Here is a 21,252-nt window from a genome sequence, read left to right as displayed (position 1 = left end):
CCGCACCTAACGCCGATGGTTGCGGATAAAGACCTCTTCACCCATCGCCGCGATCTGCCCTTCGATCAACGCATCGAACGGCTTGAGCAGCGCATCGAAACGCTGTGGCGCTTCCAGAGTATCCAATGCCGTGGCAATTGCCTCGATGGTCGACAGCGCCCCTTCCTCCGGCGCCTTGCGCAGGCGATAACGCGACGGGGCCACCGCGCCCAGACTGACGCGCGGCAGTGCCGCCAGAGACGGGTTGAGGTGCAACAGCTTGCGCGCCTTGCGCCAGGTGCCATCGGGCAGCACCAGCAGCAGCGGCTGCTCATTGGCGACATAGGCCGTCAATGCCGCGGCCTCATCACCGGGAAACAGCAGGCACGCTCGATACCCCGGCTGCGCCAGCAACTGCGGCAGATCATCGAACACCTCCCCCACCCGCAACTCGGCGTTGCGCAGTCCAAGCGCTGCCAGGCGAGCGGTATTGAGGGCATGACCGACCTCGCTCGGGTGCTGCAGGATGAGCACACGGGTACGGCTGTCGAGGTCAGGAATCAGCGCGCACAAGCAATGGCTGAGCGGGCGCTGGCAGCGGGGGCAGGTCAGGCGAGGCATGCCGCGCAGTGTGCCAGAACGCAGCGCGCCCGCGTAGAGCAGCTGCAATCGAGGCCGTGTTCAATTCGCCCCGATTGCACGCCGATCAGCGGTTGAAACGCTCCGCCAGGCTGTGCAGGTAGTCGGCCATTTCTTCCAGCTCGCGGCTGATAGCCGCGCCCTGATGCGCCTGGCCGGCACTGTGGTCGGAGAGCTGGGCAATGCGGGTGATCTGCCGGCTGATGTCGTCGGCCACGTGGCTCTGCTCCTCGGAGGCCGCCGCCATCTGCTGGCTCATGCCGGTAATACGCGTGACCGCCGAGCTGATGCCCTCCAACGCATCGCGTACCGACTCGACGCTCTGCACGCTGCCACGGGAAATCTCCTCGCCCTTGCCCGCCGTCGCCACCGCACGCTCGGCGCCCGCACGCAGGTCAGCGATGATCTGGTGAATCTGCTCAGTGGACTGCCGCGTACGCGAGGCCAGCGAACGCACCTCATCGGCCACCACCGCGAAGCCCCGGCCCTGCTCGCCTGCGCGCGCCGCCTCGATGGCAGCGTTGAGCGCCAGCAGGTTGGTCTGCTCGGCAATCGAGGTGATCACGTCGGCAACGCTGCCGATCGACTGCGTGGAGTTGGCCAGTTCATTGACCGCCTGGCCGATATCGTTGACCGCCTTGGCCATCTGCCGCATCGAATCCAGGCTGCCAACGGCCAAATCGCGCCCTTCGCGGGCCAGGCGATCCGCTTCCTCGGCGGCATGGGAGGTGTTCTGCACGTTGTGCGCGACTTCCTGAATGGTCGCCGCCATCTGGTTGATCGCGGTGGCCGACTGATCGGTTTCGGCGCGCTGCTGGTCGAGCAACTGGGCGCCCGAGCGCGAGAGTTCGGCCGACTGCGTGGCACGCTTCTTGACGTTCTCGCCGGCATCTTCCAGCCGTGTCAGTGCCGTCTGCAGCCGCGCCTCCTCGCTGATCATGGCCATGTCCAGCAGCGCCTGGGCGCCACGGTTGTCACTGTAGGTGAGTGCCACCAGGCCACTGGTGAAGGCTTTCGGGTGCTCGTCCAGGGTGCCGCGAATGAGTTGCCGCGTGCGGTACAGCTGGTAGGAACCAAGGGCGAACAGGGTGAGCAGGATGAAGGCCATCAACCACGGGCCGGACAGCACCCAGTGCGAGGCCAGGATCAGCAGTGACGCGGCGATCAGCGGCCAGGAGCGCACCAGATCGTACGTCCAGTACTCCAGCCTCGGCACCGGTGACTTGCCAGCCCGCAGGCGGGCATAGAGGGCTTCCGCCCGACGCTTCTGCGCGTCGCTGGGCAGCGAGCGCACCGACTCGTAACCGGCGATCCGACCATTCTCGTAAATGGGCGTGACATAGGCACTGACCCAGTAGAAATCGCCATTCTTCGAGCGGTTCTTGACGATGCCCATCCAGGGCTTGCCCTGCTTGATGGTCTCCCACATATGGCCGAATACCGCCGGTGGCATGTCCGGGTGGCGCACCAGGTTATGCGGCTGACCGACCAGCTCTTCTCGGGTGAAACCGCTGATTTCGACGAAGGCATCGTTGCAGTAGGTGATCTTGCTGTTGAGGTCGGTGGTAGAAATCAGGCGTTCATCAGCGGGAAAGGTTCTTTCCCGCTGAGTCACGGGGAGGTTCTGGCGCATCGAGGCATCCCTGGTCGAAATTTTAGGGGGTGATACAGGCGTATGATTAAGTACTAGCACAGCCTAATAAGCGCGCCAGCCGCTGGCTTTACGTCTTTCGGAGGATAAAGGCGACCCTGTTTCAGGTCTGATTCAGTTGCGTCTTGAGCAGATCACGAAACGTCTGAATGAGTGGCTCACGTGTCCGCCCGCGCCGCAGGATCAGCGAGAACGGTGCCTGGTAACCGAAGGTGGCGGGCAGCAGCACACGCAGTTTGCGCTGATCCACCCAGGGCTGGGCGTAATGTTCCGGTAGATAACCGATATAGGCACCGGAAAGCACCAGGATCAGCTGCGCTTCCATCGACTCCACGGTCGCCGCGCTGTGCTTGAAACCGTGTCGGGCCAGCTCGGCCTGGCTCCAGTATCCGCGGCCAACCATGCGCTGCTGGGTGATCAGCTCTTCGGGAATCCGCCGCTGCTCGAACAAGGCGTGCCGTTCACTGCAGTACAGCCAATGCTGCTCACGGTACAGCGGCTGGTAGACCAGGCCGTTCATGCGCGTGGAGAAAGCGCCGATGGCCAGATCAAGACGGTTGTCCAGCACCGCCAGTTGCAGCTCGTAAGGGCTCATCACCGACAGGTGCATATGCACGCCCGGGTGCTCCTGGCTGTAGGCACCGATCACCTCGGCCAGCGGCAGGGCCGGGTCGCTGACGGTGGAGTCCAGCACACCAAGATTGAGCGTGCCGCGCAATTCACCCTTGAGCGCCGCCGAGTAGCGCTCGAAGCCCTCGAGCTCGCCAAGCAGGCGCAGGGTTTCCTGGTAGAACAGCTCGCCCTTGCTGGTCAGGCTGAAGCCACCGCGACCACGATGACAAAGCACGATGCCGAGCTGGCTTTCCAGCTGGCTCATGTAGGTGCTGATCGCCGAGGTGGACAGGTTCAGCTCCTGCTGCGCAGCGGCAAAACCCTGGTGGCGTACCACGCAGGCGAAGATCTTCAACAGTTTCAGGTCGGGCAAGGCGAAGGACATGAGGGCGCACGGCGGATTAACAGAGCGCCAGTGTAGCGCCATACAAGCACCGCCGGCATCCAGAGCAGCGCAGCGTTCAGAGCAGCGCAGCGTTCAGAGCGGGTTTGTCCGCGCCTTTCGCGATTGAAGCCGCTCCTACATCGCCCAGTTCCATGCACCGGCCGGCGTAAAAACCGGTGCGCACGGCGCACCCTACAGAACGGTATTGGCTTGGTAGCCCGGAGGAAATCCGGGACAACGTGCGGAACATCGATAGTTCAGTAATCGCTGAACTAAGTATTTGCTCAACGCGATTTAACCCGTTCGCGCGCTGAGCCAACAATGCAGCCATAACCAGGCGCCGGCTCGAACCGGACGCCACCGGGCGCCACACCACGCCCCTTTGCCAATCTGCCGCTGACCTTCGCCCTCTCCAGGAGACGGCCATGCGACTGGAAATCTTCCGCACCCTCTGGGGTTATCGCGGCAGTTGGCAGCAAGCGCTCGACGAAGCGCTCGGTGCCGGCTTCGACGGCATCGAGGCACGTATCCCCGAGACGACCGCACAACGCAGTGCAAACGCCCGCCTGCTGCGCGAGCAGAGCGTCCCCTATATCGCCACCCTGTTCACCTCCACCCCGGTACTGCCGCGTCAGAGCGACAGCCCTCAGGCGCACCTCGAAGACCTGCGCAGAAAGCTCGACTGGGCTGCCGAACTCGAGCCGCGCCTGGTCAATGTACTGCCCGGCAACGACCGCTGGGCACTGAGCGAACAGGTCGACTTCTTCGCCCGTGCCGTCGAACTGGCCTCGGCCTGCGGCCTGCACGTCTGCTTCGAGATTCATCGCGGGCGCTCGCTGTACAGCCCATGGGTGACCCTCGATGTGATCCGCCAGGTGCCCGAGCTGCGCTTCACCAGCGACATCAGTCACTGGCTGGTGACCTGCGAGCGCCTGCTGGATGATCCCGCCGACGACCTCTCGCCCTTCATCGAGCGCGTCGACCATATCCAGGCCCGCGTCGGTTATGACCAGGGCCCGCAGGTACCGCACCCCGGCGCGCCGGAATACGCCGAGGTGCTGGCCTTCCATCAGCGCCACTGGGAAAGCATCTGGAGCAGCCAGGAAAAACGCGGCCTGCAGAGCACCACCCTGACCCCCGAATTCGGCCCCGATGGCTACCTGCACCACCTGCCCTTCACCGATGTACCGGTGGCCGACCTGTGGCAGCTCAACCAGTGGATGGCGCGTTGCGAACGCCAGCACTTCCACCGTTTCACCAGTCGCTGAGGAGCCGTGATGAACAACAACGCCAAGCATTTCACCGAAATCCCCGTGGTCGACATCGCCGGCCTGTTCAGCAGTGACCCGGTCGCGCGTCTGGCCGTGGCCGAGAACCTGGGCCGCGCCGCACGTGACGTGGGCTTTCTCTACATCAGTGGCCATGGCATCGAGCAGGCGCTGATCGACGGCCTGCACCGCGCCGCCGAGGATTACTTCGCCCAGCCGCTGGACGCCAAGATGCGCCACTACATCGGCACCTCGGCCAGCCACAAAGGCTTCGTACCCGAGGGCGAAGAGCGCTACAGCGCCGGCAAGCCGGATCACAAGGAAGCCTTCGACATCGGTTTCGAAGTCCCCGCCGACAACCCGCTGGTGCTGGCCGGCACGCCGCTGCTGGGGCCGAACGACTGGCCAACCCTGCCCAACTTCAAGGAGGCGGTGCAGGCCTACTACGCGCACATTTTCCAGCTTGGCCGCACGCTGTTCCGTGGCTTCGCCCTGGCACTCGGCCTGCCGGAAAACACCTTCGACGAGATGGCCAAGTTCCCACCGTCGAAACTGCGCCTGATCCACTATCCCTTCGACGGCGACGCGCAGGACGCGCCCGGCATCGGCGCCCACACCGACTACGAGTGCTTCACCATCCTGCTCGCCGACCGCCCCGGGCTGGAGGTGATGAACGACCTCGGCCAGTGGATCGATGCCCCGCCTCGCGAAGGCACCTTCGTCGTCAACATCGGCGACATGCTCGAAGTGATGAGCGCCGGCACCTTCGTCGCCACCTCGCACCGCGTGCGCAAGGTCAGCCAGGAGCGCTATTCGTTCCCCTTCTTCTATGCCTGCGACTACCACACGCAGATCCGCCCGCTGCCGCAGTTCGAAGCCACCGGCCAGAGCTACGAAACCATCAGCATCGGCGAGCACATGTGGAGCCAGGCGCTGCAGACCTACCAATACCTCAAGAAGCGCGTCGAGGACGGCCAGTTGCAGCTGCCCGAACGCGCCCGCCGGCCGTCCAGCTTCGGCCATCTGAAGCACCAGCCGAGCGCGCTGTGACTTTCCCCCCTGCCAACACAAAAAATTGATCCGGAGATAAGCACAATGGCAACCCGTACCCCGCTGCGTACCACCGCCCTGGCCCTCGCGTGCACCCTCGCTGGCCTGTTCGCCACCGCACACGCCGCCGAAACGCCCAAGACCCTCGCCAGCGGCGAGCTGAAGGTGGGCATGGAGATTTCCTACCCGCCGTTCGAATACTACGAAGGCGACAAGGTGCTCGGCTTCGACCCGGAAGTCTCGGCCGCTCTGGCCAAGCGCCTGGGCCTTACCGCCAGCTTCAGCGATATCAGCTTCCCCAACCTGATCCTCGGCCTCGACGCGGGCCGTTTCGACACCATCATTTCCGGCATGTACATCCTCCCCGAGCGCCTGGAGAAAGCCGACGCCATCCCCTACGCCAAGACAGGTGCGGCGATCATGGTGCGCAGCGACGCCGAGAAGAAACCAGCGACGCCCGAAGAGCTGTGCGGCCTGACCGTCGGCCTGCAACAGGGCACCTCGTGGATTCCGGCGCTGCAAAAAGTCTCCGACGGCTACTGCAAGGAGCAAGGTGCGGGCGCCATCACCATCAACCAATACCCGACCACCGCCGAAACCACCCAGGCGCTGCTTTCCGGCCATATCCAGGCGCACCTGGAAATCGACGCTGCCTCGCTGCGCATCGTCGAACGCGCCAAGGGCCGCATCGCTATCAGCTCCAAGGGCTCGATCTACCCGCAGGTGCTGGGCATCTACGTGAAGAAAGGCAATGCCCAGTTGCTCGACGCCTTGAAAGCCGCACTGGACGAGTTCAAGGCCAGCGGCGAGTACGCCGAGCTGCTGAAGAAATACAACCTGGAAGAAGCCTGAAACAAAAACCTGGGCGGGTGATACCGCCCTGGCATGACCGCTTCACCCCGCTGGCCGGTACTCGCTCCGGCCAGCGGCCTTTTTTCGGCTTGAGTCGCAGGTGCCCCATATGCCGTTCGAATGGAGCTATTTCTTCTCCCTGTTTTCCATGCCGGCCTTCTGGGCCGCGTGCTGGACGGTGGTAAAACTCAGTAGCCTGGCCTGGCTGCTCGGCCTGGTGCTGGGTTTCGGTCTGGCCAGTGCCAAGCAGGCCACCAGCCGCTGGCTCAGCGCGCCGGCCGCGATCTACGTGTGGTTCTTTCGCAGCGTGCCGCTGTTGGTGCTGCTGATCTTCGTCTACAACCTGCCGCAACTCATCCCGGCTAGCGGCAAGGTGTTGTCCAACCCGTTCTATGCCGGCCTGTTCGCCCTGGTGCTGACCGAAGCGGCGTACATGGCGGAGATTCACCGCGGCGGCCTGCTCTCGGTGGCCAAAGGTCAACGCGAGGCGGCCCGCGCCCTGGGCATTGGCCGGCTCGGCGCGCAGCGGCTGATCGTGGTGCCACAAGCCTTTCGCATCGCCCTGCCGACACTGACCAACGAGTACGTCACCATCGTCAAGCTGACCTCACTGGTCTCGGTGATCTCCCTCAGCGAGCTGCTGCTGGTCGGCCAGCGCCTCTACGCACAGAACTTCCTGGTGCTGGAGACCCTCGGCGGCGTGGCCGTGTACTACGTGCTGATCGTCAGCCTGTTCGGTTGGGGCCTGCAGTATCTGGAACGCCACCTCGACCTGGGCCGCCGCAAGCCGAGCACCCTCGGCGATACACAGATCGCAGAGCTACGTAGCAGCCTGCCGCGGGTCACAGCCGGCAGCGCCCAGGCTCGCCAGCCCGGGGAACCGGCGGCGCTGCACCTGAGCAATATCCACAAGCACTATGGCGATCACCATGTGCTCAAGGGCATCGACCTGAGCGTACAGCCCGGCGAGGTGATATCCATCATCGGCCCGTCCGGCTCCGGCAAGACCTCGCTGATCCGCACCATCAATGGCCTGGAAAGCATCGACCAGGGCGAGATCGTGCTGTTCGGCGAAGCCTTCATCCAGGCCGGTGACCGCCCCGAGAACCGCCGCCAGCGCGAAGGCGTGCGACGCATCGGCATGGTGTTCCAGAGCTTCAACCTGTTCCCGCACCGCACCATCGTAGACAACGTACTGCTCGCGCCGCGCTACCACGGCCTGGGCGATACCGCCGACCTGCGCCAGCAGGCCCTGGCGCTGCTCGACAAGGTCGGCCTGCTGGCCCATGCCGACAAGTACCCGCACCAGCTCTCCGGCGGCCAGCAGCAGCGCGTGGCCATCGCCCGCGCCCTGGCAATGAAGCCGGACGTCATGCTGTTCGACGAACCCACCTCGGCGCTTGACCCGGAACTGGTTGGCGACGTGCTCGCAGTGATCCGCGACCTGGCCCGTGAGGGCATGACCATGCTGATCGTCACCCACGAGATGGACTTCGCCCTGTCGATTTCCGACCGCGTGCTGTTCATGGAAAACGGCCACGTCCAGCTCGACGCCTCGCCCGACGCCATCCGCACCGGCAACCACGAACGCGTACGCCGCTTCATCGGCCTGGAGAACGCATGAACGACATCGCCACCCTGCGCCGCGATCTTGCTGCGGCCTATCGCCTGGCCGCCCTGTTCGGCTGGGACGACACGCTCTACACGCACTTTTCCGTGCGCCTGCCCGGCGACGGCGAGCCGCGCTTTCTGATCAATCCGTTCGGCTTGTTCTTCGAGGAGATTCGCGCCAGCGACCTGATCGTGGTGGATATGCACGGCAAGGTGGTCGAGGGCAATGCCGACTACAACGTCGCCGGTTTCACCATCCATAGCGCCGTACACATGGCCCGCGACGACGCCCACTGCGTGATCCACACCCATACCCTGGCCGGCATGGCGGTGGCCGCCCAGGACGCCGGCCTGCTGCAGCTCAACCAGATCAGCACCGAGTTCCACGGCCGACTGGGCTACCACGCCTACGAAGGCGTGGCACTCGATCTGGACGAGCGCGTGCGCATCCAGGCCTCGCTGGGCGACAACATCGCCCTGCTGCTGCGCCACCACGGCCTGCTCAGCGTCGGCGCCAGCGTCGCCGATGCCTTCTACGTCATGCATTACCTGAATCGCGCCTGCGAGATCCAGCTCGCCGCCACCGGCGGTGGCCAGCCCTGCAGCGAGATTCCTACGCACCTGGCGCAGCACGCCTGCGAGCAGTTGCAGGGCGCCGAATGGCAGCGCCAGCTGATCTGGAAGGCCTGGCTGCGCAAGCTCGATCGCCTAGATCCCAGCTACCGGCAATAGGCGGCAGTGTGCGCACCACAACCTTCTGCATCACCACAAAACGCAGCAAACACGTGGCTTACAGCCTTACTTCAAACAATCCTGAAGTAAGTTTTTGCCCCAGCCGATTTTTCCCCGCACCTGGCCGGCCAAGAATCCGGCCACAACCAGAACGAGCCTGAGGCCTACCCATGGACAAGACCTTTCACCAGCCCCTGGGCGGCAATGAAATGCCCCGCTTCGGCGGCATCGCCACCATGATGCGCCTGCCGCACATCCAGAGCCCCGAGGAAAAACGCCAGCTCGACGTCGCCTTCGTCGGCGTGCCGCTGGACATCGGCACCTCGCTACGCTCCGGCACCCGCTTCGGCCCGCGCGAAATCCGCGCCCAATCGGTGATGATCCGCCCGTACAACATGGCCACCGGCGCCGCCCCCTTCGACTCGCTGAACGTGGCCGATATCGGCGACGTGGCGATCAACACCTTCAACCTGCTCGACGCCGTGCGCATCATCGAAGAGGCCTACGACGAGATCGTCGAGCTGGATATCAAGCCGTTGACCCTGGGCGGCGACCACACCATCACCCTGCCGATCCTGCGCGCCTTGCACAAGAAGTACGGCAAGATCGGCCTGGTGCACGTCGATGCCCATGCGGATGTGAACGATCACATGTTCGGCGAGAAGATCGCCCACGGCACCACCTTCCGCCGCGCCCAGGAAGAAGGCCTGCTCGACAGCGAGCGCGTGGTGCAGATCGGCCTGCGCGCCCAGGGCTATACCGCCGAGGACTTCAACTGGAGCCGCAAGCAGGGCTTTCGCGTGGTGCAGGCCGAAGAGTGCTGGCACCAGTCGCTGGCGCCGCTGATGGCCGAGGTGCGCGAGAAGGTCGGCGGCGGCCCGGTGTACCTGTCCTTCGATATCGACGGCATCGACCCGGCCTGGGCGCCCGGCACCGGCACCCCGGAAATCGGCGGCCTGACTACCATCCAGGCGATGGAGATCATCCGCGGCTGCCAAGGCCTGGATCTGATCGGCGGCGACCTGGTCGAGGTCTCGCCGCCCTACGACACCACCGGCAACACCTCGCTGCTCGGCGCCAACCTGCTCTACGAAATGCTCTGCGTCCTGCCCGGGGTTCAACGCCGCTAAGGCGCCCCCCCTACAGCCCGGCGCCTCGCCTGAGCGCCGGGTGGATCCTTGCTGCTCAGGCCACAACAACTACAAGAACTGGAGAGCCAACATGGCTTTAGATCTATTCGTCGTTCTGCTTTACGTCGCTGCCATGCTCACGCTCGGCTGGTACGGCATGCGTCGCGCCAAAACCCGTGAAGACTATCTGGTCGCCGGCCGCAACCTCGGCCCAGGCTTCTACCTCGGCACCATGGCGGCCACCGTGCTCGGCGGCGCGTCGACCATCGGCACCGTGCGCCTCGGCTATGTGCATGGCATTTCCGGCTTCTGGCTGTGCGCCGCACTGGGCCTGGGCATCGTGGGCATCAGCCTGTTCCTCGCCAAGCCACTGCTGAAACTGAAGATATACACCGTCACCCAGGTGCTGGAACGCCGCTACAACCCCACGGCGCGCCATGCCAGTGCCGTCATCATGCTGGTCTACGCACTGATGATCGCGGCCACCTCGACCATCGCCATCGGTACTGTGATGCAGGTGCTGTTCGGTATGCCGTTCTGGGTCGCCATCCTGGTCGGCGGCGGTATCGTGGTCGCCTACTCCACCATCGGCGGCATGTGGTCGCTGACGCTCACCGATATCGTCCAGTTCATGATCATGACCGTCGGCCTGGTATTCATCCTCATGCCACTGTCGATCAGCGAAGCTGGCGGCTGGGATGCGCTGGTCGCCACCCTGCCATCCAGCTACTTCTCCTTCACCAGCATTGGCTGGGACACCATCGTCACCTACTTCCTGATCTACTTCCTGGGCATCTTCATCGGCCAGGACATCTGGCAGCGCGTGTTCACCGCCCGCAGCGAGCGTGTGGCCCGTGTGGCCGGTACCGCAGCTGGTCTGTACTGCGTGCTCTACGGCCTGGCCGCCGCGCTGATCGGCATGGCCGCCAAGGTGTTGCTACCAGAGCTGGACAACGTCAACAACGCCTTCGCCAGTATCGTCCAGCACAGCCTGCCGGATGGCATCCGCGGCCTGGTCATCGCCGCCGCCCTGGCCGCGCTGATGTCCACCGCCAGCGCCGGCCTGCTGGCCGCCTCGACCACTGCCGCGCAGGATCTGTGGCCGCTGTTCGGCGGCAGGGACGAAGACGGTGACGTGCACAAGAATCGCGCCTTCACCCTGCTGCTCGGTATCGTCGTGCTGGCCATATCCCTGGTCGTCAGCGATGTCATCAGCGCCCTGACCCTGGCCTATAACCTGTTGGTCGGAGGCATGCTGGTGCCGCTGCTGGGTGCGATCTACTTCAAACGCGCCAGCACCTTCGCCGCCATCCTCAGCATGCTGCTCGGCAGCCTCACCGCCGCGCTGTTCATGTTCCTCGACGGCCTGGATGCCAATACCCCGATCTACTACAGCCTGGCCGTCGGGACGACGACCTTCTTCGTCGCCAGCCTGTTGTCGCGGCGCAGTGCCACAGTCAGCCATGCGCTCTGATACAGCTCGTGCAATGCCCGCCTTCGGGCGGGATTTGGCGAAGGTGATGCACTCACCCTCGCCCCTTTACTCTCTCGGTGCGGAAGGAAGCAGCCCATGACCACCTGCGGCGAATTTCTCGTCAAACAACTCGAAGCCTGGGGCGTCGACACCGTGTTCGGCATCCCCGGCGTGCACACCGTCGAGCTCTACCGTGGCCTACCGGCCAGCGGCATCCGCCACGTCACCCCGCGCCACGAACAGGGCGCCGGCTTCATGGCCGATGGTTATGCGCGCGTCTCGGGGAAACCCGGCGTGTGCTTCATCATCACCGGGCCGGGGATGACCAACATCCTCACCGCCATGGGCCAGGCCTACGCCGACTCGATCCCGATGCTGGTGATCTCCAGCGTCAACGAGCGCGAACGCCTGGGCCTGGGCAAGGGCTACCTGCACGAGCTGCCCAACCAGCGGGCGATGACGGCAGGCGTCACCGCCTTCAGCCATACCCTGATGAGGGTCGAGGAGCTGCCCGCCATTCTCTCCCGCGCCTTCACCGTGTTCGAGGGCGAGCGACCACGTCCGGTGCACATCGAGCTGCCACTGGACATCATCACCGCCGACGCCTCGCACATGTCCCTGGCGCCACGCCCTACGGTGCGCCGCCCGGCGCCGAACCGCACGCTGATTCGCGAGGCCGCCGGGCTGCTCAAACAGGCCGAACGCCCGTTGCTGCTGCTCGGTGGTGGTTGCGTCGCCGCCGAGGCCGAGGCGCGCGCCCTGGCTGCCGCGCTGGATGCACCGACGGCGCTGACCATCAACGCCAAGGGCCTGCTGCCACCGGGCCATCCGCTGCTGCTGGGCAGTAACCAGTCGCTGCGCCCGGTGCGCGACCTGGCGCTGGAGGCCGACGTGGTACTGGCCATCGGCACCGAGCTGGGCGAGACCGACTACGACGTGGTGTTCGACGGCGACTTCCGCCTGCCTGGCCGGCTGATCCGCATCGATATCGACGGCCAACAGCTGCAGCGCAACTTCACCCCGCACCTGGCGATCCAGGGCGATGCGCGCCTGGCCATGCGCATGCTGCTGGCCGAGTTCGATCCCCGTCAGCCAGGCGAACACAGCCCCGGCGCCCAGCGCACTGCCGCCGTGCAGAAGCATCTGGCCGATAATTTCAAGGCTTGGGCGCACTACCGACAGCTGTTCGACTGCATCCTCGATGCCCTGCCCGATGCTCGCTTCGTCGGCGACTCGACGCAGACCGTCTACAGCGGCAACCACCTGGTGGAGCTGGACGGCGCGCGGCGCTGGTTCAACGCCTCCACCGGCTACGGCACCCTCGGCTACGGCCTGCCGGCGGCCATCGGCGCCAAGTTGGCCGAACCGTCTCGCCCGGTGATCAGCCTGATGGGCGACGGCGGCATCCAGTTCACCTTGCCCGAGCTGGCCAGTGCGGTCGAAGCCAGGGTCGGCATCATCGTGCTACTGTGGAACAACAGCGGTTACGGCGAGATCAAGCGCTACATGCAGCGCCGCGACATCACCCCGATTGCCGTGGACATCTACACGCCGGATCTACTGGCCATCGCCCGCGGCTTTGGTTGCGCCGCCGAGCGCGCACGGGATCATGCGCACCTGGCCGAGTTGCTGCGCCAGGCGCCTACGGATAGACCGCTGCTGATCGAAATAATGGAAGAAGCGCCGTTTCACCCCTGAGGTGAAACGTAGTCGCGGCCAAAGCCCGGCCCACCAAGGATGTGGGCAAGGCTTTGGCCGCGATCATCAAAGAGGTTGGCGGACTCGTAGGGCGAGTGCAACCCGCCGTTGTCAGGCCGGCGGGTTTCACCCGCCCTACGCGGGGCGATCCGGTCGATGAAGGGATGCTCAGCGGCGCTGACGCGCCTCACGACGCAGGCGTTCCTGCTCGGCCTGGCTGATGCGGATCGGTTGGGGTTGCGGGGCGAGCCCAAGGGCCTGCAGCAGGTTTTGCACTTGTTCTTGCAGCTTGGCGAGCATGGATACGACCTCCTGCCAAGTGAGTGGAATCACCAGCGCTGCTGGCTCACCTATGAGATTAGGCCTGCCAAAGCGGATTTCAACCGGTACAGGTCAAATAACGGGACTTTTGCGCCGGTATGGGAACACGTCGATCACCTTGCCCGCCCGAATCGCCTCCTGCAAGCCCTTCCAGTAGTCGGCGTCATACAGATTGCCGTGCAGTTGGCTGAACAGACGGCGCTGCTTGATATCGGCGAACAGAAAGGGCGGAAACTCTTCGGGGAACACATCCATCGGCCCCACCGAGTACCAGGGCTCGGAACTCATTTCGTCCTCGGGGAAACGCGGCGGCGGAATGTGGCGGAAATTCACCTCGGTGAGAAAACAGATCTCGTCGTAGTCGTAGAACACCACGCGACCATGACGGGTAACGCCGAAGTTCTTCAGCAGCATGTCGCCGGGGAAGATATTGGCCGCCGCCAGTTGCTTGATGGCCAGGCCGTAATCCTCCAATGCCTCACGCACCTGCGCCTCGTTGGCACTTTCCAGATAGAGGTTGAGCGGGGTCATGCGCCGCTCCGTCCAGCAATGGCGCACCAGCACGGTATCGCCCTCCACCACTACGGTCGATGGCGCCACCTCCAGCAGCTCGGCCAGACACTCCGGCTCGAACTTGGCCTTGGGGAAACGGAAGTCGGAGAATTCCTGGGTGTCAGCCAGACGCCCCACACGGTCGACACTTTTCACCAGACGGTACTTCTCGATCACCGTGTTGCGATCCACCGTCTTGGCGTGGGCAAAACGATCCTTGATGATCTTGAACACCGTATTGAAGCCCGGCAGCGTAAATACGCTCATCACCATGCCGCGCACACCGGGCGCCATGATGAAACGATCGTCGGTGGTTGCCAGGTGACCGATCAAGGCGCGGTAGAACTCCGACTTGCCGTGCTTGTAGAAACCGATCGAGGTGTACAGCTCGGCGATGTGCTTGCCCGGCAGAATGCGCTTGAGGAAGCCGACGAACTCCGCCGGGATCGCCACATCCACCATGAAGTAGCTGCGGGTGAAGGAGAAGATGATCGACACCTCGGCCTCGTCCGTGATCACCGCATCGGCCTGGATGCCATGCCCCTCCTGATGCAGCAACGGGATCGCCAGTGGCCATTGCTCGTCGTGGGTGTACAGACGGCCCACCAGGTAGGCGCCCTTGTTGCGATAAAGCACCGAAGAGAACAGCTCGATGCACAGCGCTGGATCCTTGCAGATCCAGTCCGGCAGGCTGGCGCGCAGTTGCATCTCCAGGCGCTGCAGGTCTCGCGGTAGATCCTCGTAGGGTACGTCGAAACGGTAATCCTCGAAGATCGCCTGCAAGGCCTCGCCCAACTCGCCCATGGGTCGATAGCTGCGCGTCTGCGCGGCCGATGGATGGCTGCGCAGCGAGGGTCGGGTGGTATGGATGAACATGCAGCCATCGCTGATCAGGTCATGGCTGAACAGGCTGCAGAAGATCGAGTTGAACCAGGTTTCCGCCAGTTCGTCATCGAAGCGCAAATCGATCAGGGCGATATAGGCGCTCTTCACCAACGGCCACTGCCCAACCTCCAGCAGCGTCGCATCGAAACCCTGACCCAGCCGCTCACGGGTTTGCGCGACTTTTTCCTCGTACAGGTTGATCCGCGCGGCCGAAGCGCGCTGCGCCTCCTGCCACTGTGCCTGCTCGAAGCGGGCGCGCGCGCCATCGGTGATCTGGCGAAAATGTTCGCGGTAATCGTCGAAACCCTCGAGGATCAAGCGGGCGATCTCGCCAGCCGGCCATTGTTGCCCCATACGAATGCCTCGCTGCGCAATGAGTGAACCGAGCTTAGCCGTAAAGCCAACAAAACGTAGCCTGGATGTAATCCGGGGAAGGATCCGCACCGTAAAACCGCTCCCGGGTTGCATCCGGGCTACGAAGCTGTAAGCGCCCCAGGCACGACTTCGAAAGCACAATGCGGATTGCCAGAACCACGGCCAACGGCAACACTCTCGCTCCCGACCTGCCGGATGCCTGTCTTGCGTATCGCCGACCTCCTTCGCCTGCTCCTGCTCGCCGCCATCTGGGGCGCCAGCTTCCTGTTCATGCGCGTCGCGGCGCCAGAACTGGGCAGCATGCCCACCGCCTTCTTCCGTGCCAGTGTCGGCACCATCGGCCTGCTCGTACTGCTTCTGGTACTGCGTACGGACTGGGATTTTCGCGGCAAATTTCGCATCTGCCTGCTACTCGGCGTCATCAACGCGGGCCTGCCCTCAGCGATGTACTGCCTGGCGGCGTTGATCCTGCCGGCCGGTTACTCGGCGATTTTCAATGCCACCACGCCATTGATGGGCGTGCTGATCGGTGCACTGTTCTTTCAGGAAGGCATCACCGCGAGCAAGGCCGTCGGTGTCGCACTCGGTCTGTTCGGCGTAGCCGTGCTGACCCGCACCGGCCCGATAGCCTTCGACATGCAATTGTTGCTGGGCGCCGGTGCCTGCCTGGTGGCCACCACCTGCTACGGCTTCGCGGGCTTCCTGACGCGGCGCTGGATCGGCCAGCAGGGCGGCCTGGACAATCGCCTGACCGCCTTCGCCAGCCTGGTGGGCGCCAGCCTGTTCCTGTTGCCGTTGTTCGCTGGCAGCCTGGCATTGCAACCGCCTGCCAGCTGGGGTGGGATCGAGGTGTGGCTATCGCTGGCAGGCCTCGGCCTGGTGTGCACCGCCTTTGCCTACGTTCTTTACTTCCGGTTGCTGGCCGATGTCGGACCGATCAAGGCGAGCACCACCACTTTCCTGATCCCACCTTTCGGCGTCCTGTGGGGCGCCCTGCTGCTGGGCGAACCCCTGAGCTGGGATTACCTGCCCGGCAGCGTGCTGATCGCCCTGGCACTCTGGCTGGTGGTGCGACCGAGCGCCGTCAGAGGCTGATCAGCAGACAATTCAGCAGTCGCTGGCCGCCAGGAAGATCGCAGCCAGCGCCTCGATCCCCGCCTGATCCACCTCGGTGAAACGCCCAATCAGCGGGCTGTCCAGATCCAGCACGCCAATCAGACGGCCGTCCTTGAGCAATGGCACCACCAGCTCGCTGTTCGACGCGCTGTCACAGGCAATGTGCCCGGGGAAGGCATGCACATCCTCGACCCGCTGCGTCTGCAGGCTGGCCGCCGCCGCACCGCAGACGCCTCGACCGAAGGCAATGCGCACGCAGGCCACCTTGCCCTGGAACGGGCCGAGCACCAGCTCGCCGTCCTTGACCAGATAGAAGCCAGCCCAGTTCAGATCCCCCAGCTCGTGAAACAGGAAGGCCGAGAACTGTGCAGCATTGGCGATGAAGTCACGCTCGCCGGATAGCAGCGCCTGCAGTTGCGCGCTCAACAGCGAGTAACCATCGAGCCCTGAGCCTGTCTGGGAAAGATCGATCATGCCTGTTGCTCCAGCAGTTGCAGCCCGACCCAGTGGCGGGCGAACTGGTAGGCGCAGCGGCCGTTGCGGTTGCCACGACCCAGTGCCCAGCGGATGGCGGCCTTTTCCAGCGCCTCGTCCCAGCTCCATTGCAGGCCGACCTGGCGGGCCTGCACGTCCACCCAGTGACGCACGACGATCAGGAAGTGCTCCTGACTGAAGGGATAGAACGACAGCCAGAGGCCAAAACGGTCGGACAACGCGATCTTGTCCTCCACCGCCTCATTGGGGTGTAGTTCGCCATCGACCATCTTCCAGTTCTCGTTGTCGCTCTGACGCTCGGGCACCAGGTGACGACGGTTGGACGTGGCGTACAGCAGGACGTTATCGGGAGCCTGCTCCAGCGAGCCATCGAGCACGCTCTTGAGCACCCGGTAATCGCCCTCGCCCGCCTCGAACGACAGGTCGTCGCAGAACAGCACGAAACGTTGCGGCAACCCGGCCAGCAACTCCACCACCCTTGGCAGATCAGCCAGGTGATCGCGCTCGATCTCGATCAGGCGCAGGCCGGCCTTGGCATGCTCGGCGAGCAAGGCACGCACCAGCGACGATTTACCGGTGCCGCGAGCGCCCCAGAGCAACGCGTGGTTGGCCGGCAGGCCGCTGACGAACTGACGGGTATTGCGCGCCAATTGTTCGCGCTGGGCATCCACGCCTAGCAGGTCGCTCAGCGACAGATCCAGACTGACATCCAGCGGCTGCAGGAAGCCGCTACGGCCATCACGCACCCAACGCGCGGCCACACTGCGGTTCCAGTCCACCACGGGACGCAGTGCAGGCAGCAGGGGTTCAATGCGCTCCAGTACCTGTTCGGCACGGGAAAGAAAATCGAGCAAACGGGAATCCACGATGTACTACTCCTTTTGCGCAGAACCGCACGTTGCAGGCTCTGCCGATACAGGGTCGCTATCAGCTATGCTTGGCAGGCGCCCAAGGATCAGAGACTACGCACGCCTTTATGGATATATCGCTCACCCATCGCCTGTCATTCAAACAGGCCGGCCTGACCGTCCTGGTGGCGTTTATCCTTGGCACGCTGCTCAGCATCACCCAGGTAGCGGTCGATTATGCCAGCGAAGAGGCCTCCATCAACCGCGAGATTCGGGCGTTACTGGAAATCAGCCACAACCCTGCAGCCCGAATCGCCTACAACATCGACGCCGAACTCGCACAAGAGCTGGTGCTCGGCCTACTGCGCTCGCCAGCGGTCACCCGCGCCGAACTGATCGACAACAGCGGTCTGGTTCTGGCCAGCGTCAGCCGGCCGCGCAGCGAAAGCCGCTACCGCGTCTTCAGCGACAGCCTGTTTGGTGCTCAGCGCGAGTTCCAGGATCCGCTCCACGTCTCCCACGCCCCCAACGAAGCCCTCGGCATACTGCGCCTGGAAGTCGACACCTATGCCTTCGGAAGCCACTTTCTCAAGCGTTCGCTGATCACCCTGCTGACCGGCTTCGCCCGCAGCCTGCTGCTCTCACTGATTCTTCTGGTGATGTTCTACTTCATGCTGACCAAGCCGCTGACCGGGGTGATCCGAGCGCTCAGCCAACGCAATCCGCAAGATCCGCAGCACCGACCAGTGCCCTGCCCGAAGGGGCACGAACGCGACGAAATCGGCACTCTGGTCGAGGTCACCAACCGCCAGCTGTCGAGCATCGCTCAGGAAATCGAGCAGCGCCGTAATGCCGAAGATCGCCTGACTCAGTACCTGAGCGAACTGGAGAACATCGTCTCGGCACGCACCGCTGAACTCAAGGCCACCAACGTCCGTCTCAGCCAGTCCAACAGCGAGCTGGAAGTGGCGCGTACCACCGCGCTGAACATGGCGCAGGCACGCTCGGCCTTTCTCGCCAACATGAGCCACGAGATTCGCACCCCACTCAATGGCCTGCTGGGCATGCTCGCCCTGGCACTGGATGGCCCGCTGAGTGCCGAACAACGCCAGCAGTTGGGCATCGCTCACGACTCCGGCAAGGTGCTGGTGGAGCTGCTCAACGACATCCTCGACCTATCCAAATTCGAAGCCGGGCAGTTGGAGCTGGAGCAGATTCCCTTCGACCTCGGCGTGCTGGCCGAAGAAACCGCCAGCCTGCTGTCGCAGAACGCCGCAAGCGCAGTGGAGCTGACCTGTCTGATCGACCCGGCGCTGCCGGCGCAGGTGCTGGGCGACCCGACGCGGGTGCGCCAGATCGTCAGCAACCTGCTGTCCAATGCGCTCAAGTTCACCCGTTTCGGCCGAGTCGATCTGCTGGTGGGGCGTACCGCGAAAGGCATCAGCATCCGTGTACGCGATACCGGCATCGGCATCGCCGAAGACGCGCAGAACCGTATCTTCCAACCCTTTGCCCAGGCCGAAGTAGGGATTACCCGCGAATATGGCGGCACCGGCCTCGGCCTGGCGCTGACCCGTCGACTGTGCGAAGCGATGCACGGCACCCTCAGCCTGCAATCGAAAGAAGGCTTCGGCAGCGAATTCTGCGCGGAGCTGCCGCTGCCGGCACATATCGAGCAAGCCGTGCGGCCCAACCTGCAAGGCCGCATCGTGGCGCTGACCCCAGCCAGCAGTGGTTTGCAGCAGATGCTTGGCCAGTGGCTGCCGGTCTGGGGGTTGGAATACCAGCGTCTGGACACCGACACCAGCCTGCAGGGTATCCATGCCGACCTGCTGATCAGTGACGCCCCGGAGTGCCTGCAAGGCATTCGTCCCGAGCTGAGCACACCCGTGTTGCTGGTCACCGCCTATGGCAACTTCCTGCCTCAGGAGCAGGCCCAGCGCCTTTCGCCGCTGCTGCAGATCGCGCGACCGTTGGCCCGCAACGGCCTGCTCCAGGTGCTGCGACACATCCTCCACAGCGACGCGGCCGAGACGCAGGACAGCGCCCAGGCGCATTCGCCCCGCACAGGCTCCAACCGAGTGCTACTGGTGGAGGACAACCCGGTCAATCAGATGGTCGCCAAGGGCATGCTGGCCAAGCTGGGCTGCCAGGTGCTGGTCGCCGGGCACGGCGGCGAAGCCCTGGAGATTCTGGAACAGGAGGACGTCGACCTGGTGTTGATGGACTGCAACATGCCGGTGATGGACGGCTACGAAGCAAGCCGGCGCATCCGTGACAACGGCCGCTGGCCCGATCTGCCCATTGTCGCGCTGACCGCCAACGCGTTGTCCGATGAACGCGAGCGTTGCCGCGCCGCCGGCATGAACGACTACCTGGCCAAACCCTTCCGCCGCGAGGAGCTGGCCGCCATGCTCGACACCTGGCTGCCCAGCGAAGTCACTCGCTGAGCCTTGCCAGCAGACGATCCAGACTGCGGCGCAGCCCTTCCATCTCCAGTAGCTCCTGATCACCGAACTGGCACAGGAGCTGCGCCTTGAGCGGCACTACCTGCGCCCGTAGCGCTTTGCCCTCTTCGCTCAGAGCCAGATGCACCTCACGCTCGTCATGCGCCGCACGACGGCGCAGCACCAGGCCCATCTGTTCCAGACGTTTGAGCAACGGCGTGAGGGTGCCTGAGTCCAGTTGCAGGCGCTGGCCGAGCGCCTTCAGCGTCGGTTGCTCGGGAGCCCTCTCCTGCCACTCCCACAGCACCAGCATCGCCAGATACTGCGGGTAGGTCAGGCCGAGTGCATCGAGCATCGGCTTGTAGCCACGAATCACCGCACGGGATGCGGCGTAGAGCTTGAAGCAAAGCTGGTCGTCCAGCTCTAGCCGGACATTGTCGAAGGCTGTCATTTGAGCAGGGCTTCAATCTCGCTGCCCAGCTCTTCCGGCTTGGTGGTCGGGGCGAAGCGCTTGACCACCTGACCGTCCTGGCCGATCAGGAACTTGGTGAAGTTCCATTTGATGCCCTGGCTGCCGAGCAGGCCGGGGGCGCGCTTTTTCAATTGGACGAACAAGGGATGGGCATCACTGCCATTGACGTCGACCTTCTTGAACAGCGGGAAGCTGACACCGAAATTCAGCTCACAGAACTCGGAAATCGCGCCTTCGTCACCCGGCTCCTGCTTGCCGAACTGGTTGCAGGGAAAGCCCAGTACCACCAGACCGCGATCCTTGTACTGCTGCCAGACGCTCTCCAGCCCCTTGTACTGCGGGGTGAAACCACATTTGCTGGCGGTGTTGACCACCAATACGGCCTTGCCGCCGAAGTCGGCCAGGGTTTTCTGCTCGCCCTTGATGGTGGTGACCGGGATATCGAAAAGTGCATTGCTCATGGAGATCGTCCTGAAGAGGCTGGAAGTGCCGAACAACATAGCGAGCAATTAAATTGCATGCAATTTAATTGACGCAAAATAAGGCATGCAGATATCGCACTATCCGCAGGGTGGGTTAGCGGCGCTGAGCGCCGTGCTTACTGTCATCGACAAGTACAGCGCGCCGCGTAACCACCAGACGATATATCGCGTTGTATCG

19 protein-coding genes are annotated in these 21,252 nt (G+C 63.9%); 10 read left to right on the top strand and 9 right to left on the bottom strand.

Annotated features, from left to right (window positions below; translation table 11 throughout):
- Nucleotides 1-6: 6 nt before the first annotated feature.
- From C7A17_RS21215 to C7A17_RS21205, 3 genes are all read right to left on the bottom strand, one after another.
- On the bottom strand, nucleotides 7-600 hold the full coding sequence (locus C7A17_RS21215) for a tRNA-uridine aminocarboxypropyltransferase (protein ID WP_106743084.1): 594 nt from the start codon (nucleotides 598-600) through the stop codon (nucleotides 7-9).
- An 85-nt stretch (nucleotides 601-685) separates the two neighbouring features.
- Nucleotides 686-2,251, bottom strand: coding sequence for a methyl-accepting chemotaxis protein (locus C7A17_RS21210; protein ID WP_106740165.1), 1,566 nt, complete (start codon nucleotides 2,249-2,251; stop codon nucleotides 686-688).
- 121 nt (nucleotides 2,252-2,372) lie between these two features.
- On the bottom strand, nucleotides 2,373-3,266 hold the full coding sequence (locus C7A17_RS21205; protein ID WP_106740162.1) for a LysR family transcriptional regulator: 894 nt from the start codon (nucleotides 3,264-3,266) through the stop codon (nucleotides 2,373-2,375).
- Nucleotides 3,267-3,691: 425 nt separating this feature from the next.
- Between C7A17_RS21205 and C7A17_RS21200 the strand changes: the two genes are divergently transcribed.
- From C7A17_RS21200 to C7A17_RS21165, 8 genes are all read left to right on the top strand, one after another.
- A complete protein-coding gene (locus tag C7A17_RS21200) occupies nucleotides 3,692-4,534 on the top strand; it encodes a sugar phosphate isomerase/epimerase family protein (protein ID WP_106740160.1) in 843 nt (280 codons plus the stop codon).
- A 9-nt stretch (nucleotides 4,535-4,543) separates the two neighbouring features.
- Entirely contained in the window at nucleotides 4,544-5,584 is a 1,041-nt protein-coding gene (locus tag C7A17_RS21195; RefSeq protein WP_106740157.1) for an isopenicillin N synthase family dioxygenase, read from the top strand.
- 45 nt (nucleotides 5,585-5,629) lie between these two features.
- Entirely contained in the window at nucleotides 5,630-6,436 is an 807-nt protein-coding gene (locus C7A17_RS21190) for an ABC transporter substrate-binding protein (RefSeq protein ID WP_106740155.1), read from the top strand.
- 109 nt (nucleotides 6,437-6,545) lie between these two features.
- Complete coding sequence (locus C7A17_RS21185) at nucleotides 6,546-8,060, top strand: amino acid ABC transporter permease/ATP-binding protein (RefSeq protein WP_106740153.1); 1,515 nt, start codon at nucleotides 6,546-6,548, stop codon at nucleotides 8,058-8,060.
- On the top strand, nucleotides 8,057-8,779 hold the full coding sequence (locus C7A17_RS21180; RefSeq protein WP_106740150.1) for a class II aldolase/adducin family protein: 723 nt from the start codon (nucleotides 8,057-8,059) through the stop codon (nucleotides 8,777-8,779). Before C7A17_RS21185 ends, C7A17_RS21180 begins: the two co-directional genes overlap by 4 nt.
- A gap of 170 nt (nucleotides 8,780-8,949) precedes the next feature.
- Nucleotides 8,950-9,909 (top strand): agmatinase, encoded by a 960-nt coding sequence (speB, locus tag C7A17_RS21175; RefSeq protein ID WP_106740148.1) that lies wholly within the window; start codon nucleotides 8,950-8,952, stop codon nucleotides 9,907-9,909.
- Nucleotides 9,910-10,000: 91 nt separating this feature from the next.
- Nucleotides 10,001-11,383: a sodium:solute symporter family protein gene (locus tag C7A17_RS21170; protein WP_106740145.1), complete on the top strand. Its 1,383-nt coding sequence runs from the start codon at nucleotides 10,001-10,003 to the stop codon at nucleotides 11,381-11,383.
- Between the two features lie 96 nt (nucleotides 11,384-11,479).
- On the top strand, nucleotides 11,480-13,081 hold the full coding sequence (locus C7A17_RS21165; RefSeq protein WP_106740143.1) for a 5-guanidino-2-oxopentanoate decarboxylase: 1,602 nt from the start codon (nucleotides 11,480-11,482) through the stop codon (nucleotides 13,079-13,081).
- Nucleotides 13,082-13,249: 168 nt separating this feature from the next.
- Here the strand turns inward: C7A17_RS21165 and C7A17_RS27215 are convergent, their stop codons facing one another.
- A complete protein-coding gene (locus tag C7A17_RS27215; protein ID WP_267895731.1) occupies nucleotides 13,250-13,381 on the bottom strand; it encodes a PA1414 family protein in 132 nt (43 codons plus the stop codon).
- Between the two features lie 93 nt (nucleotides 13,382-13,474).
- A complete protein-coding gene (gene aceK / locus C7A17_RS21160) occupies nucleotides 13,475-15,193 on the bottom strand; it encodes a bifunctional isocitrate dehydrogenase kinase/phosphatase (RefSeq protein WP_106740140.1) in 1,719 nt (572 codons plus the stop codon).
- 225 nt (nucleotides 15,194-15,418) lie between these two features.
- Here aceK and C7A17_RS21155 point away from each other — a divergent pair, with 225 nt between their 5' ends.
- Complete coding sequence (locus tag C7A17_RS21155; RefSeq protein ID WP_106740138.1) at nucleotides 15,419-16,309, top strand: DMT family transporter; 891 nt, start codon at nucleotides 15,419-15,421, stop codon at nucleotides 16,307-16,309.
- A 12-nt stretch (nucleotides 16,310-16,321) separates the two neighbouring features.
- Here the strand turns inward: C7A17_RS21155 and C7A17_RS21150 are convergent, their stop codons facing one another.
- Together C7A17_RS21150 and C7A17_RS21145 are read right to left on the bottom strand one after the other, a co-directional pair.
- A complete protein-coding gene (locus C7A17_RS21150) occupies nucleotides 16,322-16,804 on the bottom strand; it encodes a GAF domain-containing protein (protein ID WP_106740135.1) in 483 nt (160 codons plus the stop codon).
- Entirely contained in the window at nucleotides 16,801-17,691 is an 891-nt protein-coding gene (locus C7A17_RS21145) for an ATP-binding protein (protein ID WP_106740133.1), read from the bottom strand. Before C7A17_RS21145 ends, C7A17_RS21150 begins: the two co-directional genes overlap by 4 nt.
- Nucleotides 17,692-17,801: 110 nt before the next feature.
- Between C7A17_RS21145 and C7A17_RS21140 the strand changes: the two genes are divergently transcribed.
- Complete coding sequence (locus C7A17_RS21140; protein WP_106740130.1) at nucleotides 17,802-20,123, top strand: response regulator; 2,322 nt, start codon at nucleotides 17,802-17,804, stop codon at nucleotides 20,121-20,123.
- Here the strand turns inward: C7A17_RS21140 and C7A17_RS21135 are convergent.
- Together C7A17_RS21135 and C7A17_RS21130 are read right to left on the bottom strand one after the other, a co-directional pair.
- A complete protein-coding gene (locus tag C7A17_RS21135) occupies nucleotides 20,113-20,571 on the bottom strand; it encodes a MarR family winged helix-turn-helix transcriptional regulator (RefSeq protein ID WP_106740128.1) in 459 nt (152 codons plus the stop codon). The two genes, C7A17_RS21140 and C7A17_RS21135, sit on opposite strands and share 11 nt — an antisense overlap.
- Nucleotides 20,568-21,053, bottom strand: coding sequence for a glutathione peroxidase (locus tag C7A17_RS21130; protein WP_106740126.1), 486 nt, complete (start codon nucleotides 21,051-21,053; stop codon nucleotides 20,568-20,570). Before C7A17_RS21130 ends, C7A17_RS21135 begins: the two co-directional genes overlap by 4 nt.
- Nucleotides 21,054-21,252 lie beyond the last annotated feature (199 nt).

The organism is Pseudomonas mendocina, assembly GCF_003008615.1.
Taxonomy (GTDB): domain Bacteria; phylum Pseudomonadota; class Gammaproteobacteria; order Pseudomonadales; family Pseudomonadaceae; genus Aquipseudomonas; species Aquipseudomonas mendocina_C.
Note: the sequence above shows the minus strand (reverse complement) of the source record. Positions and strands in the feature narration are given on the sequence as shown.

What these genes read in the sequence shown, in the direction of transcription:
- aceK (WP_106740140.1), bottom strand. Translation starts at nt 15,193, where the DNA reads ATGGGGCAACAATGGCCGGCTGGCGAGATCGCCCGCTTGATCCTCGAG.
- C7A17_RS27215 (WP_267895731.1), bottom strand. Translation starts at nt 13,381, where the DNA reads ATGCTCGCCAAGCTGCAAGAACAAGTGCAAAACCTGCTGCAGGCCCTT.
- C7A17_RS21210 (WP_106740165.1), bottom strand. Translation starts at nt 2,251, where the DNA reads ATGCGCCAGAACCTCCCCGTGACTCAGCGGGAAAGAACCTTTCCCGCT.
- C7A17_RS21135 (WP_106740128.1), bottom strand. Translation starts at nt 20,571, where the DNA reads ATGACAGCCTTCGACAATGTCCGGCTAGAGCTGGACGACCAGCTTTGC.
- C7A17_RS21190 (WP_106740155.1), top strand. Translation starts at nt 5,630, where the DNA reads ATGGCAACCCGTACCCCGCTGCGTACCACCGCCCTGGCCCTCGCGTGC.
- C7A17_RS21205 (WP_106740162.1), bottom strand. Translation starts at nt 3,266, where the DNA reads ATGTCCTTCGCCTTGCCCGACCTGAAACTGTTGAAGATCTTCGCCTGC.
- C7A17_RS21215 (WP_106743084.1), bottom strand. Translation starts at nt 600, where the DNA reads ATGCCTCGCCTGACCTGCCCCCGCTGCCAGCGCCCGCTCAGCCATTGC.
- C7A17_RS21195 (WP_106740157.1), top strand. Translation starts at nt 4,544, where the DNA reads ATGAACAACAACGCCAAGCATTTCACCGAAATCCCCGTGGTCGACATC.
- C7A17_RS21150 (WP_106740135.1), bottom strand. Translation starts at nt 16,804, where the DNA reads ATGATCGATCTTTCCCAGACAGGCTCAGGGCTCGATGGTTACTCGCTG.
- C7A17_RS21165 (WP_106740143.1), top strand. Translation starts at nt 11,480, where the DNA reads ATGACCACCTGCGGCGAATTTCTCGTCAAACAACTCGAAGCCTGGGGC.
- C7A17_RS21200 (WP_106740160.1), top strand. Translation starts at nt 3,692, where the DNA reads ATGCGACTGGAAATCTTCCGCACCCTCTGGGGTTATCGCGGCAGTTGG.
- C7A17_RS21180 (WP_106740150.1), top strand. Translation starts at nt 8,057, where the DNA reads ATGAACGACATCGCCACCCTGCGCCGCGATCTTGCTGCGGCCTATCGC.
- C7A17_RS21140 (WP_106740130.1), top strand. Translation starts at nt 17,802, where the DNA reads ATGGATATATCGCTCACCCATCGCCTGTCATTCAAACAGGCCGGCCTG.
- C7A17_RS21170 (WP_106740145.1), top strand. Translation starts at nt 10,001, where the DNA reads ATGGCTTTAGATCTATTCGTCGTTCTGCTTTACGTCGCTGCCATGCTC.
- speB (WP_106740148.1), top strand. Translation starts at nt 8,950, where the DNA reads ATGGACAAGACCTTTCACCAGCCCCTGGGCGGCAATGAAATGCCCCGC.
- C7A17_RS21185 (WP_106740153.1), top strand. Translation starts at nt 6,546, where the DNA reads ATGCCGTTCGAATGGAGCTATTTCTTCTCCCTGTTTTCCATGCCGGCC.
- C7A17_RS21130 (WP_106740126.1), bottom strand. Translation starts at nt 21,053, where the DNA reads ATGAGCAATGCACTTTTCGATATCCCGGTCACCACCATCAAGGGCGAG.